Annotated in this window: 15 protein-coding genes; 7 read left to right on the top strand and 8 right to left on the bottom strand. The window is 72.1% G+C overall.

The features are described from left to right. Window positions 1-26: 26 nt before the first annotated feature. Window positions 27-491 carry an NUDIX domain-containing protein gene (locus ACTFAP_RS20860; protein ID WP_500467096.1) on the top strand — a complete coding sequence of 155 codons (465 nt, stop codon included), beginning with the start codon at window positions 27-29 and terminating at the stop codon, window positions 489-491. On the opposite strand, the gene ACTFAP_RS20855 is transcribed toward ACTFAP_RS20860, so the two are convergent. Then, the gene (locus ACTFAP_RS20855) at window positions 469-2,730 is read right to left on the bottom strand and encodes a HelD family protein (protein ID WP_500467095.1); all 2,262 of its coding nucleotides are present in this window, start codon (window positions 2,728-2,730) and stop codon (window positions 469-471) included. The genes ACTFAP_RS20860 and ACTFAP_RS20855 overlap by 23 nt on opposite strands. Window positions 2,731-2,927: 197 nt before the next feature. Between ACTFAP_RS20855 and ACTFAP_RS20850 the strand changes: the two genes are divergently transcribed. The 3 genes from ACTFAP_RS20850 to ACTFAP_RS20840 all read left to right on the top strand — a co-directional run bounded on the left by ACTFAP_RS20850 (window position 2,928) and on the right by ACTFAP_RS20840 (window position 5,386). Next, complete coding sequence (locus ACTFAP_RS20850; protein ID WP_500467094.1) at window positions 2,928-3,896, top strand: 1-aminocyclopropane-1-carboxylate deaminase/D-cysteine desulfhydrase; 969 nt, start codon at window positions 2,928-2,930, stop codon at window positions 3,894-3,896. Between the two features lie 162 nt (window positions 3,897-4,058). Then, window positions 4,059-4,472: an ATP-binding protein gene (locus ACTFAP_RS20845; protein WP_030733385.1), complete on the top strand. Its 414-nt coding sequence runs from the start codon at window positions 4,059-4,061 to the stop codon at window positions 4,470-4,472. A gap of 38 nt (window positions 4,473-4,510) precedes the next feature. Beyond that, window positions 4,511-5,386, top strand: a complete 876-nt coding sequence (locus ACTFAP_RS20840; protein ID WP_390121512.1) for an RNA polymerase sigma factor SigF — start codon at window positions 4,511-4,513, stop codon at window positions 5,384-5,386. A 93-nt stretch (window positions 5,387-5,479) separates the two neighbouring features. On the opposite strand, the gene ACTFAP_RS20835 is transcribed toward ACTFAP_RS20840, so the two are convergent. Then, entirely contained in the window at window positions 5,480-5,896 is a 417-nt protein-coding gene (locus ACTFAP_RS20835; RefSeq protein ID WP_500467093.1) for a hypothetical protein, read from the bottom strand. A 74-nt stretch (window positions 5,897-5,970) separates the two neighbouring features. On the opposite strand from ACTFAP_RS20835, the gene ACTFAP_RS20830 reads away from it, so the two are divergent. Further along, entirely contained in the window at window positions 5,971-6,939 is a 969-nt protein-coding gene (locus tag ACTFAP_RS20830; protein ID WP_386541380.1) for a diacylglycerol/lipid kinase family protein, read from the top strand. A 330-nt stretch (window positions 6,940-7,269) separates the two neighbouring features. Continuing rightward, window positions 7,270-7,527, top strand: coding sequence for a WhiB family transcriptional regulator (locus tag ACTFAP_RS20825; protein ID WP_019433310.1), 258 nt, complete (start codon window positions 7,270-7,272; stop codon window positions 7,525-7,527). A gap of 212 nt (window positions 7,528-7,739) precedes the next feature. On the opposite strand, the gene ACTFAP_RS20820 is transcribed toward ACTFAP_RS20825, so the two are convergent. Both ACTFAP_RS20820 and ACTFAP_RS20815 read right to left on the bottom strand, forming a co-directional pair. Further along, window positions 7,740-9,233: a sensor histidine kinase gene (locus ACTFAP_RS20820; RefSeq protein ID WP_400010789.1), complete on the bottom strand. Its 1,494-nt coding sequence runs from the start codon at window positions 9,231-9,233 to the stop codon at window positions 7,740-7,742. Between the two features lie 350 nt (window positions 9,234-9,583). Next, on the bottom strand, window positions 9,584-10,195 hold the full coding sequence (locus ACTFAP_RS20815) for a TetR family transcriptional regulator (RefSeq protein WP_495681872.1): 612 nt from the start codon (window positions 10,193-10,195) through the stop codon (window positions 9,584-9,586). An 82-nt stretch (window positions 10,196-10,277) separates the two neighbouring features. Between ACTFAP_RS20815 and ACTFAP_RS20810 the strand changes: the two genes are divergently transcribed. Further along, a complete protein-coding gene (locus ACTFAP_RS20810; protein ID WP_500467092.1) occupies window positions 10,278-11,036 on the top strand; it encodes an SDR family oxidoreductase in 759 nt (252 codons plus the stop codon). 19 nt (window positions 11,037-11,055) lie between these two features. On the opposite strand, the gene ACTFAP_RS20805 is transcribed toward ACTFAP_RS20810, so the two are convergent. The 4 genes from ACTFAP_RS20805 to ACTFAP_RS20790 form a co-directional block, all read right to left on the bottom strand. Beyond that, window positions 11,056-12,081, bottom strand: coding sequence for an SIS domain-containing protein (locus tag ACTFAP_RS20805; RefSeq protein WP_495684992.1), 1,026 nt, complete (start codon window positions 12,079-12,081; stop codon window positions 11,056-11,058). 23 nt (window positions 12,082-12,104) lie between these two features. After that, window positions 12,105-13,682: a glycoside hydrolase family 3 protein gene (locus tag ACTFAP_RS20800; RefSeq protein WP_500467091.1), complete on the bottom strand. Its 1,578-nt coding sequence runs from the start codon at window positions 13,680-13,682 to the stop codon at window positions 12,105-12,107. An 8-nt stretch (window positions 13,683-13,690) separates the two neighbouring features. After that, window positions 13,691-14,470: a carbohydrate ABC transporter permease gene (locus ACTFAP_RS20795; protein WP_046725796.1), complete on the bottom strand. Its 780-nt coding sequence runs from the start codon at window positions 14,468-14,470 to the stop codon at window positions 13,691-13,693. Between the two features lie 125 nt (window positions 14,471-14,595). Further along, a complete protein-coding gene (locus tag ACTFAP_RS20790) occupies window positions 14,596-15,567 on the bottom strand; it encodes a carbohydrate ABC transporter permease (RefSeq protein WP_030733361.1) in 972 nt (323 codons plus the stop codon). Window positions 15,568-15,609: the final 42 nt, after the last annotated feature.

Genomic DNA, 15,609 nt, shown 5'->3' with positions numbered 1-15,609 from the left:
GGGGAAACCGGATTAGGCTGCCGATCATGGTGAATTCAGGGGCGGCGCCGCCGTTGTCGGCGGCCGTGGTGGTGCACGACCGGGAGCGGGGCCGGGTGGTGCTGCTGCGGCGCGGCGCGGGGGCGAGGTTCGGGGCGGGACTGTGGGACCTGCCGGTGGGCAAGTGCGAGCCGGGTGAGCCGGTGACGCGGGGGGCGATCCGCGAGCTGTACGAGGAGACCGGGCTGCGGGTGGCGGCGCGGGACCTGCGGCTGGCGCACGTGGTGCACGCGGCGCCCGGGGTCGGCTCCGCCGCCGGGTTCCTCACGGTGGTGTTCGTGACCGAGCGCTGGAGCGGCGAGCCGGTGAACCGGGAGCCGGGCAAGCACGAGGCGGTGTCCTGGGTCGCCACGGACGCACTGCCGGCCGGTGAGATGGTGCTGTCCACCGACCGGATGCTGACGCGGGTACTGGGCGGGGAGACCGAGGTCAGTCTGCACGGCTGGGAGTGAGCAGCCCCAGCCGCTGGGTGGCGCGGGTCAGCGCGACGTAGCGGTCGGCCGGGGCCATGGAGTGCGGGTCCACGACGATGACGATGTCGTACTCCAGGCCCTTGGCGGTGCGCGGGTCCACCACGCTCACCCGGGGCAGGGCGCCCGCTGCCGCGGTGAGGGCGGGCAGCCACACGGGCGGGGCGATCACGGCGGCGGTGCCGGCGGGGTGGGCCGCCCGTTCGCCGGCCACGGCGCGGGCCGCCTCGGCGGCGAGAGCGGCGGCGGGCACGGTGCGGTGCCAGGGCGGCACCCCGGTGGAGCGTACGGCGCGAGGGGCGCGCAGGTCCGGGTCGATGGCGTGCAGCACCTCGGCGGCCGGAGCGGCGATCTCGGCGGGCAGCCGGTAGTTGACGGTCAGCTCGGCGGTGCGCCAGCGCCCGCCGAGGTGCGGGTCGAGGGTGTGCGCCCAGGAGCGTGCGCCGCCGGGGGCGCTGGTCTGGGCGATGTCGCCGACCAGGGTCATGGAGCGGGCGGGGCAGCGGCGCAGCAGCAGCCGCCAGGTCATGGCGGACAGTTCCTGGGCCTCGTCGACGACGATGTGGCCGAAGGCCCAGGTGCGGTCGGCGGCGGCGCGTTCGGCGGGGGTGCGGTGGTCCTCCTCGGCGTACCGGTCGGCGAGGGTCTCCGCGTCGAGAACGTCGAAGGCGTGCAGGGACTCGGGGTCGCTGCCGTCGTCGTGTTCGGTTTCGCGGGAGCCGTAGGCCACGTCCAGGGCTTCCTGGGCGAGCCGCAGCCGTTCGGCGTGCTCGGCCGCCGCCGCCTCGCGCTCGGCACGGTCGTCGGTGCCCAGGAGTTCGGCGGCCTCGTCCAGGAGGGCGACGTCGGAGGGCGACCAGCCGCCGCCGGGGGCGCGCAGCAGCAGCTCGCGCTCCCCGGCGGTGAGCTGCGGCGCGGCGGTGGCGAGCCGGTCGGGGGAGGCGAACAGGTCGGTCAGGAGCCGTTGCGGGGTGAGTGGGGGCCACAGCCGGCGCAGCGCGGCGCGTACCCGCGGGTTGTCGCGCAGTTCGGCGCGGATGTCCTCGAGTTCGTCCTCGGAGATCAGCGGCGTGTCCCTTTGTGGCGCGTCCCCGTACGGGTGATCCGCCGTCTCCGGGAGATCCGCCGACTCCGGGAGGTCCGCCGCCAGGACGCCGGCGCCGAGCCGGTCGGCGATGCCGTGGGCGAGCGCGTCGATGACCAGGGCGCGGTGCAGCGGCGCGGCCTCGTTGTGCGGCAGCCCCTCCTCCCGGACCCGCCGCCGCAGCCGTTCGGCGGTGGCCCGGTCCAGGCGCAGGGTCTCGCCCTCGTGGTCGATCTCCAGCACGTCCTCGGGGAGCCACTGCCGCTCGTGGAGGGCGGCGGCGATCACCCCGGCCATGGCGGCGGTGCCCTTGATCGCGGCGGTACGCGGGTCCTCGGGGCGGTCGGCGGTGATCCCCGGGTACAGCTCGGCGGGGGTGGCGAGCAGCATGCCGCTCTCCCCCAGCGAGGGCAGCACCTCCCCGATGTAGCGCAGAAACGCGGTGCCGGGGCCGACGACGAGGACCACCTCGCGGGCCAGCCGTTCGCGGTGGGTGTACAGCAGGTAGGCGGCGCGGTGCAGGGCCACGGCGGTCTTGCCGGTGCCGGGGCCGCCCTGGACGACCAGCACACCGGCCCGCGGGGAGCGGATGACGGCGTCCTGTTCGGCCTGGATGGTGGCGACGATGTCGTTCATCCGGCCGGTTCTGGGCGCGTTCAGGGCATCCAGCAGCGCCGCGCCGCCGCTCTCCCCGGCGACGGCGCCCGCCCCGAGTTCCTCGTCCCGGACGGCGGTGACGGTGCGGCCGCTGGTGAGCAGATGGCGGCGGATCCGTACCCCTTCGGTGCGGGCCCCGGTGGCGGCGTAGAAGGGGCGGGCGGCGGGCGCGCGCCAGTCGATCAGCGGCGGGTCGCTCTCGTGGTCCTCCGCGAGGATCCCGATGCGGCCGATGGCCAGGCGGCGGCCGTCCGTCATGGTGAGCCGGCCGAAACACAGGCCGTTCTCGACGGAATGCAGCTGCCCGAGACGACGGGAGAGTTCGGCGGCGGCGGTGTCCCGTTCGGCCAGCCCCTGGTGGCCGAGGCCGGCGGCGCGCAGCACCTGGTCGAGGCGGTCCTGGGTGTGCTCCCGCAGCTGGTCGAGGCGGGCGTACAGCGCGGCGAGGTATTCCTGTTCACCCTTCACGGCGGTTGACAAGCGATTCCCCTATTCGCTAGAATTCCTTTATCAGTGCGCTTTCCCATTCCCTTTGTTGCGCACAGAACCAAGCAATATAGCGTTTCTTTCCCCGCATTCCAAGGCGGGGTTTTTTTATGCGCGCGAACCCGGCCGCGCCGCCCGGTGCGTACCCTGTGGATCATGACCGAGAACGGCGGCGAGCGGCGCGCGACTCCATGACGACCGACCCCCCGGCGACCGCCGCCGTCCCGCTCGCCACGCCACCGCCCTCCCCGCTCCAGGAGGTGCACGACGAGCGCTTCACCCGGCAGGGAGTGCGCCTGCTCCTCAAGCGGGACGACCTGCTGCATCCCGAACTGATCGGCAACAAGTGGCGCAAGCTCATGCCCAATGTGCGCGCCGCCCGCGCCGAGGGACACCACACGCTGCTGACGTTCGGCGGCGCGTACTCCAGCCATCTGCGCGCCACCGCCGCCGCCGGGCGGATCACCGGTCTCGCCACCGTCGGCGTGGTGCGCGGCGAGGAACTGGCCGGCCGGCCGCTCAACCCCTCCCTGGCCCGCTGCGCCGCCGACGGCATGCGGCTGTACTTCGTCAGCCGCTCCGCGTACCGGCTGCGCGAGGACCCGGAGCAGCGGGCGGCGCTGCGCGCGCGGTTCGGCCCCTGCTACGTCGTCCCGGAGGGCGGCAGCAACGCGCTCGCGGTGCGCGGCTGTGCCGAACTCGGCCGCGAACTGCGCGAGGCACCGGATCCGCCCGATGTGGCCGCGGTGGCCTGCGGCACCGGCGGCACCCTGGCCGGCCTCGCCGCCGGGCTCGGGCCGGGGCGCCGGGCGCTGGGCATCCCCGTTCTGCGCGGCGGCTTCCTCGGGGAGCGGGTACGCGCCCTCCAGGAGGAGGCGTTCGGAGCACCGCGCGGCGCGTGGACGCTCGACGAGCGCTTCCATCACGGCGGTTATGCCCGGGTACCGCCCGTACTGCGGGATTTCGCCGCCGACTTCGCCGCCCGGCACCGGCTGCCGGCACTCGAATCGATCTACGTGGCCAAACTGCTGTTCGCGCTGACCGCGCTGGCCGGCGAGGGGGCGTTCACGCCCGGCACCGCACTCGCCGCCGTCATCACCGGAGCCCCCGGACCGGAAACCGTAACGAATCCCACCGGGCCCGCCACAGAACGCACTTGATGCATTACGATGAGTAATACCGCTGAGGTGGCCGCAAAGATCCAGGCGACAGCACGCCAGTGATCGCGGTAGCGTCACTGGGCGTACGTTTCGTGTTGGCGCGCGGCACCCTCGGTGGTGCCGGGCAGCGCTCAATCAGTGACAGCCACTGTGGAGGTGAGGGTGTCCCAGTTCCCAGGTGAGCCAGGAGCGCAGGACTTCGTCGAGGTCCGGCTGCCCGCGGCGGGTGCCTATCTTTCGGTACTGCGCACGGCCACGGCCGGCCTCGCGGCCCGCTTGGACTTCACCCTCGACGAGATCGAGGATCTGCGCATCGCGGTGGACGAGGCCTGCGCGATCCTGCTCCAGCAAGCCATCCCGGGCAGCGTGCTGGAGTGCGTCTTCACGCTGGTCGGGGATGCCTTGCGGGTCACGGTCTCGGCGCCCACCACCGAGGGCCACGCCCCCGAGCGGGACACCTTCGCCTGGACCGTCCTGAGCGCGCTGGCCGGTGAGGTCGAATCGACCGTCAAGGACGACAAGACGGTGAGCATCAGCCTGCACAAGACGCGCGGCGCCGCCCCCGGAGCGCCGTGACCGGCGAACCGGGGCCGCCACCTGACGAGGGGGCCGACATGAACGACGTGGAAGCCGTGGAAGCCGTGGCGCGGGATCGAGCCGCCGCGATTCCCGGCCAGCCCGAGCCATCGCCCGTACCCCCGGCCGCGACCGCCCCCCGGCGGGCGCTGCCCGACCCACAGGACCGCAGCGCGGCCCGCGAGCTGTTCATCGAGCTGCGCGAGCTGCCGGACGGCTCGCCGCAGCGCGCCGAGCTGCGCAACGCCCTGGTCAGAATGCATCTGCCGCTGGTGGAGCATCTGGCGCGGCGGTTCCGCAACCGCGGTGAGCCGCTCGACGATCTGACCCAGGTCGCCACCATCGGGCTGATCAAGTCCGTGGACCGGTTCGACCCGGAGCGCGGGGTGGAGTTCTCCACCTATGCCACGCCCACCGTGGTCGGCGAGATCAAGCGGCACTTCCGGGACAAGGGCTGGGCGGTACGGGTGCCGCGCCGCCTCCAGGAGCTGCGGCTGTCGCTGTCCACGGCGACCGCGGAGCTGTCCCAGCAGCACGGGCGGGCGCCGACGGTGCATGAGCTGGCCCAGCGGCTGAACATCTCCGAGGAGGAGGTGCTGGAGGGCCTGGAGTCGGCGAACGCGTACAGCACGCTCTCCCTCGACGTGCCGGACACGGACGACGAGTCGCCGGCCGTGGCGGACACCCTGGGCGCGGAGGACGACGCGCTGGAGGGTGTGGAGTACCGCGAGTCCCTCAAGCCGCTGCTGGAGGAGCTGCCGCCGCGGGAGAAGAAGATCCTGCTGCTGCGCTTCTTCGGCAACATGACCCAGTCGCAGATCGCGCAGGAGGTCGGGATCTCGCAGATGCACGTCTCCCGGCTGCTGGCGCGGACGCTGGCGCAGCTGCGGGACAAGCTGCTCGTGGAGGAGTGAGCCGCGGCGCACACCGCGGCGGAACGGTACGGGGCGGCCGGCCCCGTACCCCTCCGTACGTCTTTCTCCTCTTACTCCCCGCCCCGGTGCCGCTCAGGCGCGGTCGGCGCCGATGCGCAGGGCCTTCGCCGATGACTGGTTCATCAGGCAGATCAGCACCGCGAGCGCCGAGCCGCCCAGCCCCAGCGCGGCCGCCGGCCAGGCCCCGCCGCTGGTGGCCAGCGTGCCGGCCACCGGCAGCATCAGCAGCTGGGTGATCACGGCCGGGCCACGGCTCCAGGACCGCAGCCGCCACAGTCCGTGTCCGGCGGCCAGCGGAACCACGGCCAGCGCGAGCACGGTGAGGGCGATGGTGAGGGCCTGCAGCGGGTTCTCCGGGTCCCCGGTGACCGCCAGCAGCAGCATGGAGCCGCCCAGGGCGGCGGCGACCAGCCCCTGGATACCGGTGAGTGCGGCGGCCGTCGTCACCGGACGGGGCCGCTGGTCCTGCTGGGTGCTGTTCTCGCTCACGCGGCCAGGGTATAGGGCCCGCGTCGGCCCACCCGTGGCGCCCGGAACCTCCCGCGCTGGGTACGCTGCACTCCATGCGCGCGCTTCTCGTGGTCAATCCGGTCGCCACCACCACCAGTGTGCGGACCCGTGAAGTGCTCACGCACGCACTCGCCAGCGATCTGAAGCTGGAGGTCGCCGCCACCGAACACCGGGGCCACGCCAGGGAGCTGGCCCGGCGGGCGGCCGAGGAGGAGAGCGCGGACATCGTGATCGCGCTGGGCGGCGACGGCACCGCCAACGAGGTGGTGAACGGGCTGCTGCACCACGGCCCCGAGCTGGACCGGCTGCCGCGCCTCGCGGTGCTGCCGGGTGGTTCCACCAATGTCTTCGCGCGGGCGCTGGGGCTGCCCAACGACGCGGTGGAGGCCACCGGGGCGCTGCTGGACGCGCTGCACAACGGGTCCGAGCGCACGATCGGTCTCGGGCTGGCGTCCGGGACGCCGGATTCGCGGGACGCGGAGGTGCCCAGGCGCTGGTTCACGTTCTGTGCGGGCCTGGGCTTCGACGCCGGCGTGGTGGGCCGGGTGGAGCGGGAACGGGAGCGCGGCAAGCGGTCCACGCACGCGCTGTACGTACGGCAGGCGCTGCGGACGTTCGTGCGGCACCCGCACGGGGAGCGGGGGCCGATCACCTTGCTGCGGCCGGGCCAGGACCCGGTGCGGGAGCTGGTGTTGGGCATAGTGTGCAACACCGCGCCCTGGACGTATCTGGGCAACAGGCCGGTGTACGCGGCGCCGCGGGCGTCGTTCGACACCGCGCTGGACGTGATGGCGATCTCCAAGATGTCTTCGACGGGTATGACCCGTTATGTCACGCAGCTGCTGCGCTCCTCCCCCGAGCGCGGGCCGCAGGGCAAGCATGTGGTCTCCCTCCACGATGAGACGGAGTTCACCTTGCAATCGCAGGTGCCACTGCCGTTTCAGCTTGATGGTGACCATCTCGGGGTGCGCACGAGTGTGACCTTCACAGGCGTTCGCCGTGCACTGCGTGTGATTGTGTGAGCGGAACAGCTAAAAGTCCTTACAGTCGAACGTTTAGCCCAGACTCCACCCGGGAGAAGTAGGGCTGTGAGCAACACGACACCAAGGATTCAAAAAAAACTTTCCGGAAGGGGTTGTATCCGCCGCTGAGGTTTGCGAACCTCTACATGGCGATCGGGACGGCCGAGACCTCGGCCCCCTTGAGAGCCCGAATCCTTCTTCCCCACCCAGTGGGATCCCTTCGAAGACATCCACCGCGGCGCAAGCAACGGCTCGTCTTTGTCGGGGGGTTCGTGAAAGCGTTCACATTCACAAGCAATGTAACTGCAACGTGCAGGAGATGGAGCAGACATGGACTGGCGTCACAACGCCGTTTGCCGCGAGGAAGACCCCGAGCTGTTCTTCCCCATCGGCAACACCGGTCCCGCGCTGCTGCAGATCGAGGAAGCCAAGGCCGTCTGCCGCCGCTGCCCCGTCATGGAGCAGTGCCTGCAGTGGGCGCTGGAGTCCGGCCAGGACTCCGGCGTCTGGGGTGGGATGAGCGAGGACGAGCGCCGCGCCATGAAGCGCCGCGCCGCTCGCAACCGGGCACGGAAGGCCACCGCCTGATCCAGGCCGGCCCAGGCCACGCCCGGCGGAAGCCACCCCGCCATTGCTGCCCCGAGCCGCAGCACAGCGCACCGACCGAAGGTGCCCACGCGAATACGCGATGAACGCGACCGAGCCCCGGACCACTTCAGGTCCGGGGCTCGGGGCGTTCCGGGTTCGGGCGTTCCGGGGGCGCGCCGTCGCGTGGGTGCGCCGGCGCGCGGCCGGGCGGTTCAGCGTTTGTGCGGCTCCACGGGGAGGTCGAGGACGGCGCGGGTGCCGCCGCCCTCGGCCGGGATCATGTCGAAGCGGCCGCCCAACTCCCCCTCCGCCAGGGTGCGGACGATCTGCAGCCCGAGGCTTCCGTCGGTGTGCGGATCGAACCCCTCCGGCAGACCGCGGCCGTTGTCGGTCACCGTGACCAGCAGCCGGGCGGAGCCGCGACGTACCTCGGTACGGGTGGCGCCGACCTCGATCCGGCCCGTCTCGCCGGGGCCGAAGGCGTGCTCCAGGGCGTTCTGGAGGATCTCGGTCAGCACCATGGACAGCGGGGTGGCGGTCTCGGCGTCCAGGATGCCGAAGCGGCCCTTGCGGCGTCCGGTGACCCGGCCGTCCGGGGACAGCTCGGCGACCATCGTGATCACCCGGTCGGCGATCTCGTCGAACTCCACCCGCTCGTCCAGGTTCTGCGAGAGGGTCTCGTGCACGATGGCGATGGAGCCGACCCGGCGCACCGCCTCATCCAGGGCCGCCCGGGCGTTCTCGTCGCCCGTGGCGCCGATGCGGCGGGCCTGCAGGCGCAGCAGGGCGGCGACGGTCTGGAGGTTGTTCTTCACCCGGTGGTGGATCTCCCGGATGGTGGCGTCCTTGGTGATGAGCTCGCGTTCGCGGCGGCGCAGTTCGGTCACATCGCGCAGCAGTATGAGCGAACCGATGTGCTCACCCTTGGGCTTGAGCGGGATGGCACGCAGCTGGACCACGCACTCGTTGCCCTCGATCTCGGTCTCCCGGGGGGCGTAGCCGCTGGCCAGTTTGACCAGGGACTCGTCCACCGGGCCCCGGGTGGGGGCGAGTTCGGCGGTGGTGGGCCCGAGCGGCAGGCCGACGAGGTCGGCGGCCAGGCCCAGGCGGTGGTAGGCGGAGAGCGCGTTGGGGCTCGCGTACTGCACGATGCCGTCCGCGTCCAGCCGCATGAAGCCGTCGCCGACCCGGGGGGCGCGGTCCATGCCCACCTGCTGGCCGGGGTAGGGGAAGGTGCCGCCGGCGATCATCTGGGCGAGGTCGGAGGCGCTCTGCAGATAGGTGAGTTCGAGGCGGCTGGGGGTGCGGACGGTGAGGAGGTTGGTGTTGCGGGCGATGACACCCAGGACCCGGCCGTCGTGCCGCACCGGGATGGACTCGACCCGGACCGGGACCTCCTCGCGCCACTCGGGGTCGCCCTCGCGGACGATGCGGCCCTCGTCGTGTGCGAGGTCCAGCAGCGGGCGCCGGCCGCGCGGTACGAGGTGGCCGACCATGTCGTCCTGGTAGGAGGTGGGGCCGGTGTTGGGGCGCATCTGGGCGACGGAGACGTAGCGGGTGCCGTCCCGGGTGGGCAGCCACAGGACCAGGTCCGCGAAGGAGAGGTCCGAGAGCAGCTGCCATTCGGAGACCAGCAGATGCAGCCACTCGAGGTCGCGTTCCCCGAGATCGGTGTGCTGGTGGACGAGGTCGTTCATGGAGGGCACACGGGGGAGCTTACCGGCGGGTGTCCGGATGGCGGGCGGCGCGCACCGCGTGGTGTGCGCCGCCGCGATCAAGAAACGTCGGCATACGGGCAGATGACGGCGGTGGGGAGAGGAAATGCGTTCAGAGCATGGACACCCGCGACACGTGCGGTCAGAATGGAGCGGACCGCAGCTTTTTCTGCCTCTGCCTTCCCCGCACAGGAGGGCAGACGCGAGGCCCCGGTGCTCTCTGCCCTGACGGCGCCCGGGTCCGCGATCGCTCCGGGCTGCGGTGCCGGGAGGGTTGAGGGTCCCTCTCAGGCGCCGCGGCCCTGGGTGCGAGTCGCCTCGCGCGCCGGCCCCACGCGCCGTTACGGCTTCGGGTCGCCGGTGGCCGGCCAGGCCCGCAGGGCCGTTTCCGCCACCGCCTCCAGTTCTTCCCTGCTCGCCCCTTCGCGTGCCTGCTGGCTCATGCCGATCACCACCGACTGCACGAACCGGGCCAGCCCGTCGGTGTCGGTGTCCGAGGGCAGCTCCCCGGCGGCGACGCCCTCCCGGAGCCGGCGGCCCAGGACGGTACGGGTCCACGCACGGCGCAGCCGCAGCTCGTGGGCGGCGTCGCGGGAGGCGTCGGCCTGGGCGGTGTCCGAGAGGATCAGGCAGCCGGCGGGGCGTCCGGGCTCGGTGTACTCGGCGGCGGCCTCCCGCAGGACGCGGGCGATGGCGGCGTACGCGGTGGCCTCCTCGTCGAGCGCCCGCGGGACGAAGCCGTACCGGTCGGTGTAGAGCCGCAGGACCTCCTCGAACAGCGTCTTCTTGTCGCCGAACGCCGCGTACAGGCTGGGGGCGCCGATGCCCATCGCGCGGGTGAGGTCGGCGATGGACGTGGCGTCGTAGCCGTGCTCCCAGAAGGAGAGGAGCGCGCGTTCCAGTGCGGTGGCCCGGTCGAAGGAGCGGGGGCGACCACGCGTTCGGGTGACCATGGCCCTCATTCTATAGCGGGCGCTTCAAAACTCGTGCTACGTTCCTTTCTGTAGCGACTGCTAGAGAAAGGTGGGGCGGCAGATGCGCGCGCTCTCGGGGAAGACGGCACTGGTCACGGGCGGCAGCCGGGGTATCGGGCGGGCGGTGGCGGAGCGGCTCGCGCGGGACGGCGCCCGCGTCGCGGTGCACTACGGACGGGACGAGGCGGCGGCCGAGGAGACGGTCGCGGCGATCGAGGCGGCGGGCGGCAGCGCGTTCACCCTCGGTGTGGAGCTGGGGGTGACGGGCGACGCGGAGGCGCTGTGGGCGGCCTTCGACGCCCGGGCGGACGGGGTGGACATCCTGGTCAACAACGCCGGGATCAGCGGATCGGGCGGGGGGGTCGCGGGCACCGGGGCCGAGGAGTACGACCGGCTGTTCGCGGTCAATACCCGGGCGCCGTTCTTCATCGCGCAACTCGCGCTGTCCCGGTTGCGGGACGGCGGGCGGATCATCACGCTGTCCACCGCTCTCACCGCGGGGGCGGCGGGGATGCCGGGGCTCGTGGCCTACTCCATGACCAAGGGCGCCCTCGACCAGTTGACCCCGGTGCTGGCCAGGGAGCTGGGCCCGCGCGGGATCACGGTCAACGCCATCGCGCCGGGCGCCGTGGACACCGATATGAATGCCGGCTGGCTGCGCTCCGACGAGGGAGCCCGGCGGGCCACGGCCGAGCGGTCGGCGCTGGGCCGGGTGGGCGAGGCCGACGACATAGCGGATATCGCCGGCTTCCTCGCCTCGGACGACAGCCGCTGGGTGACCGGGCAGTGGATAGACGCCTCCGGGGGCGCTCTGGTGTGACCCCCGGAGGCGGGGCGGGTCAGCTCGTCTCGGTGACCTTCGCCAGGGCGCGCGGGGCGTCGGGGTCCTGGCCGCGGGCCAGGGTGATCTCGTGGGCGAGCATCTGGAGCGGGATGATCTCCAGGATGGGCTGGAGGTTCTCCGGCACCCCCTCGGTGGCCAGGGCGAAGCCGGCCGAGGCGGCGTCCACCTGGGGCTTGGGGCCGACCACCATCAGATCGGCGCCCCGGTCCCGCAGCCGGTCGAGCACCGGTTGCAGCGCCTGGCCGCCCTTGCCGTCGGTGACGATGGCGATCACCGGGGAGATGTTGTCGACCATGGCCAGCGGGCCGTGCAGCAGATCCGCCCCCGAGTAGGACAGGGCCGGGATGTAGCTGGTCTCCATCAGCTTCAGCGCGGCTTCCTTGGCCGTCGGGTAGCCGTAGCCGCGCGAGGTGAGGACCATGCGCTCGGCGAAGCGGTAGCGGGCGGCGAGGGTGGTGATCTCGGCGCGGCGCTGGAGGATCCGCTCGGCCAGTTCGGGCAGTGCGGCGGCGGCAGCCGTCCCGTCGGTGTCGCGCAGCCCCTGCACCAGGAGATACAGCGCCAGCAGTTCGGCGGTGTAGGTCTTGGTGGCCGGCAGGGCCTGTTCGGGGCCGGCCAGCACATCGATGTGGAACTCGGAGGCGGCGGCCAGCGGGGAGGAGGGGTTGTTGGTCACCGCGAGGGTGATCGCCCCGGCCGCGCGGGCGGCCCGGGTGGAGGCGAGCAGGTCGGGTGAGCCGCCGGACTGGCTCACCGTGATGACCAGGACATCGGTCAGGTCGGGGGTGGCCGCGTAGGCGGTCGTGGTGGACATGGAGGTGAGGCCGCAGGGCTTGCCCAGCTCGATCTCGAGGAGGTACTTGGCATAGAGCGCGGCGTGGTCGGAGGTGCCCCGGGCGGTCAGCAGGACGAAACGGGGGCGGCGCGCGGCGATCGCGCGGGCCGTCTCCCGGATGGCGGGGGCGCCCTCGGTCAGCAAGCGGCGCAGCACGTCGGGCTGCTGGGCCATTTCGCCGGCCATGATCCGGCCCGGCTGGTCGCTGGTCACTGGTCGCGGTCCTCCCCCACCGGTGCCCCGGCGATGACCTCGGCTGCGGCCCGGCCGCAGACGCGGGCGGCACCGTGGGTGGCGATGTACAGGGCCCCGGCCGGCGGGGACTCGGGCACGCCCATCTCCACCACCGTGGTGTCGGGCCGGGCGGCGAGCAGTGCGGTCAGGGTGTCGGCCATCCACGGGTGCCGGTGGGCGTCGCGGACCACGGCGACCACCGGGTGCTCCCCGGCTTCCTCCAGGATGCCGGCGGCCAGGGCGGCGGGCCCGGCGGCCCTGGCCTGGTCGGCGGTGTGGTCGGCGGAGCGGGTGCCGGGCAGCAGCCGTTCCAGTTCGGTGGCCACGCCCCAGGGGGTGTGATGGCCCACGGCGATGTTGGCGACCGGATGGAAGGAGGCCACGTAGGGGGCCAGAGTCGGCGGGGCGGTTGCGGGGCTGTCCTCGGGACGGGTCAGCCGCAGGGCGCGGCGGGCCGCGGCCAGGCCGATGTCCTGGGCCGGGCCGGAGCGTTCGGCGGGCTCGGCGGCGGCCTCGGCACGGGCCCGGGCGGTCCAGCGGCCCAGGGCGCGGACGCGTTCGGCGGCGTCGTGGAGCCGTTCCTCGGACAGTTCCCCGTCCCGTACCGCCTGGATGATCGCGTCGCGCAGCCGCAGCACCTCGGCCTCGTCGGAGGGGGTGCCGCCCACACAGATGGCATCGGCCCCGGCGGCGACGGCGAGGGCACAGCCGCGGGCCAGGCCGTGCACGGCTTCGATGGCCTTCATCTCGATGGCGTCGGAGTAGATGACGCCGTCGAAGCCGAGGCCGCCCTCCGTCTCGGGGGCGCGCAGCAGTCCGGCGAGCACGCTGGGGCTGAGGGTGCCGGGGCGGTCCGGGTCCAGGGCGGGCAGCAGGATGTGCGCGCTCATCACGCAGCGGGTGCCGGCGGCGATGGCCGCCTTGAAGGGCACCAGTTCGCGGGAGTGGAGGGTGTCGAGGTCGATGTCGATCCGCGGCATGGCCAGGTGGGAGTCGACGCTGGTGTTGCCGTGCCCGGGGAAGTGCTTGACGCAGGCGGCGACGCCGGTGCTCTGGAGCCCTTCGACGAAGGCGACGGTGTGCCGGGCGACCAGGGCCGGGTCCTGGCCGAAGGAGCGGACCCCGATCACCGGGTTGCCGGGGTCGGTGTTGATGTCGGCCGACGGTGCCCAGTTGACGGAGATGCCGCACTCGGTGAGCCGGTGGCCGATGGCGGTGGCGACCGCGCGGGTGAGGTCGAGGTCATCGGCGGCGCCCAGGGCGAGGTTGCCGGGGAAGGAGGAGCCGCCGATCAGCTCCAGGCGGGTGACGTCGCCGGCCTCCTCGTCCGTGGCGACCAGCACCTCGGGGTTGGCGGCGCGCAGTTGTCCGGTGAGAGCGGCCAGCTGTTCGGTGCTCTGCACGTTGCGGCCGAAGATCCCGACCCCGGTCATGCCGTTCTCCAGCTGCCGCAGCAGCCAGTCCGGCGCCCGGGTGGTCCCGGCGAAGGTGGGCTGGAGGACGGCCAGGGCGTCCCGGGTGAGGGTGTCGGTGGCGTGGTGGGCGGTGGTCATCGCGGGTGCTATCCCTTCACGGCACCCGCGGACAGACCGCCGGTGACCCTTCGCTGGAGGATGACAAAGACAATCAGCACGGGGACGGTGAACAGGGAGGAGGCGGCCATGGTGGCGCCCCAGTCGTTGCCGAAGTTGGTCTGGAACTGGGTGAGCCACAGCGGCAGGGTGGCCATGTCGGGGGCCTTGTTGAGCACCAGGACCATGGCGTATTCGTTCCACGCCATGATGAATCCGAAGAGCGAGGTGGCCATCAGTCCGGGGGCCAGCAGCGGGAAGATGATCCGCAGGAACGCCTGGGTGCGGCTGCAGCCGTCGATCAGGGCCGCTTCCTCCAGTTCCTTGGGCACGGCGGCGATGAAGCCGCGCAGCGTCCAGATGGTGAAGGGCAGCGCCATCACGAAGTAGATGACGGTCAGGGTGACCAGGCTGTTGAGCGCCTGGGCGTCCCGGGCGTTCAGGTACATCACGATGATGAGGATTTCCCAGGGGGCCATCTGGGCCATCATCACCACGAGGACCATGCCGCGCCGGCCGCGGAAGTTCAGCCGGGCGATCGCGTAGCTGGCCGCCAGCGCCACGAGCAGGGCCAGGAACACGGCGGCGAGCGTCACCACCAGGCTGTTGCGCACATAGGTCCAGAACAGGTCCACGCCGGTGGCGGTGGTGTAGTGCTCGAAGGTCGGGGTGAAGAAGAAGACCGGGTCCTTCACGAGCACCTGGGAGTTGCTCTTGAAGGAGGTGGAGAACATCCAGTACACCGGGAAGAGGAACACCACGGTGAGCATGAGGGCCACCGCGTTGAGCCCGGCCCGGCTCAGCCGCTTGGCGCGGCGCGCGCGGGCGGAGGCGTTGGCCCGTACCGGGGGGCGCCCGGCTGCCGGGGCCTGCGCGACTGCCTTGTCGGTGGCGGTCATGACTGCGGCTCCTTCTCCTGCTTGAGGATCAGGCGGAAGTAGAAGGACAGGGCGACCAGCAGGATGATCAGCGTGAGCACGGAGATGGCCGCCGCCGTGCCGTACTGGTTCTGGCCCATGCCCTCGATGTATGCCATGACCGGCAGGGTCTCGGACTCCCGGCTGGGGCCGCCGGCGTTCAGCGCGTAGATCTGGGTGAACGCCTTGAAGACCCAGATGATCTCCAGGAAGGTGGTGATGAGGAAGAACGGCCGCATGATGGGGGCCGTGATGGACCAGAAGATCCGGGGGCCCGAGGCGCCGTCCATGCGGGCCGCCTCGTAGATCTCACCGCTGATGGTGGTCAGTCCGGCGTACAGGTTGAGCGCCACGAAGGGCACCGAGGCCCACACGATCAGCAGCGTGACGATGGCCAGCGTGGAGAAGCCGCTGCCGAACCAGTTGTGCTGCTCGTAGCCGGAGAAGCCCAGACTGCGCATCGCCCAGTTGGCCACCCCGAACTGGGTGTCGAACAGCCAGCGGAAGACGGTGGTGCTGGCGATCACCGGCATCGCCCAGGCCGCCACCAGAGCGATGGACAGCACCAGCCGCATGGGCTTGCCGAGCCGGTACAGCAGCATCCCGATGAGCGTGCCGATGGCCATGATGAGCACCACGTTGGCCGCCATGAAGACGAAGGTGCGCACCAGGGAGGCCCAGAAGCGTTCGTCCTCCAGGACCCGGCGGTAGTTCTCCAGGCCCGACCACTCGGTGGTGTGGGAGATCAGCTGGCGGCGGCCGAACTCCTGGAAGGAGATGAGGAGGTTGCGCACCAGGGCGTAACCGAGGATGCCCGCGATCGCCAGCACGGCGGGCGTGATCAGCAGATACGGGAGCCAGCCGCCGGGCGGCGCGAACCGCCGGCCGGTCCGGCCGGCGGTCTTCACCGCCGAGCCGGGACCGGGTTCCTCGGTGTCCACGGTCAACATGGTGTGTCTTTCCTCATCCTTCGCTGGGAGGGCCGCCGCCGG

This window comes from Streptomyces sp. PH9007 (assembly GCF_059813725.1).
Note: the sequence above shows the minus strand (reverse complement) of the source record. Positions and strands in the feature narration are given on the sequence as shown.

Coding starts and splice junctions, on each gene's coding strand:
- ACTFAP_RS20860 (WP_500467096.1), top strand. CDS start 27: ATGGTGAATTCAGGGGCGGCGCCGCCGTTGTCGGCGGCCGTGGTGGTG.
- ACTFAP_RS20850 (WP_500467094.1), top strand. CDS start 2,928: ATGACGACCGACCCCCCGGCGACCGCCGCCGTCCCGCTCGCCACGCCA.
- ACTFAP_RS20840 (WP_390121512.1), top strand. CDS start 4,511: ATGAACGACGTGGAAGCCGTGGAAGCCGTGGCGCGGGATCGAGCCGCC.
- ACTFAP_RS20830 (WP_386541380.1), top strand. CDS start 5,971: ATGCGCGCGCTTCTCGTGGTCAATCCGGTCGCCACCACCACCAGTGTG.
- ACTFAP_RS20825 (WP_019433310.1), top strand. CDS start 7,270: ATGGACTGGCGTCACAACGCCGTTTGCCGCGAGGAAGACCCCGAGCTG.
- ACTFAP_RS20815 (WP_495681872.1), bottom strand. CDS start 10,195: ATGGTCACCCGAACGCGTGGTCGCCCCCGCTCCTTCGACCGGGCCACC.
- ACTFAP_RS20810 (WP_500467092.1), top strand. CDS start 10,278: ATGCGCGCGCTCTCGGGGAAGACGGCACTGGTCACGGGCGGCAGCCGG.
- ACTFAP_RS20805 (WP_495684992.1), bottom strand. CDS start 12,081: ATGGCCGGCGAAATGGCCCAGCAGCCCGACGTGCTGCGCCGCTTGCTG.
- ACTFAP_RS20800 (WP_500467091.1), bottom strand. CDS start 13,682: ATGACCACCGCCCACCACGCCACCGACACCCTCACCCGGGACGCCCTG.
- ACTFAP_RS20795 (WP_046725796.1), bottom strand. CDS start 14,470: ATGCTCACCGTGGTGTTCCTCTTCCCGGTGTACTGGATGTTCTCCACC.
- ACTFAP_RS20790 (WP_030733361.1), bottom strand. CDS start 15,567: ATGTTGACCGTGGACACCGAGGAACCCGGTCCCGGCTCGGCGGTGAAG.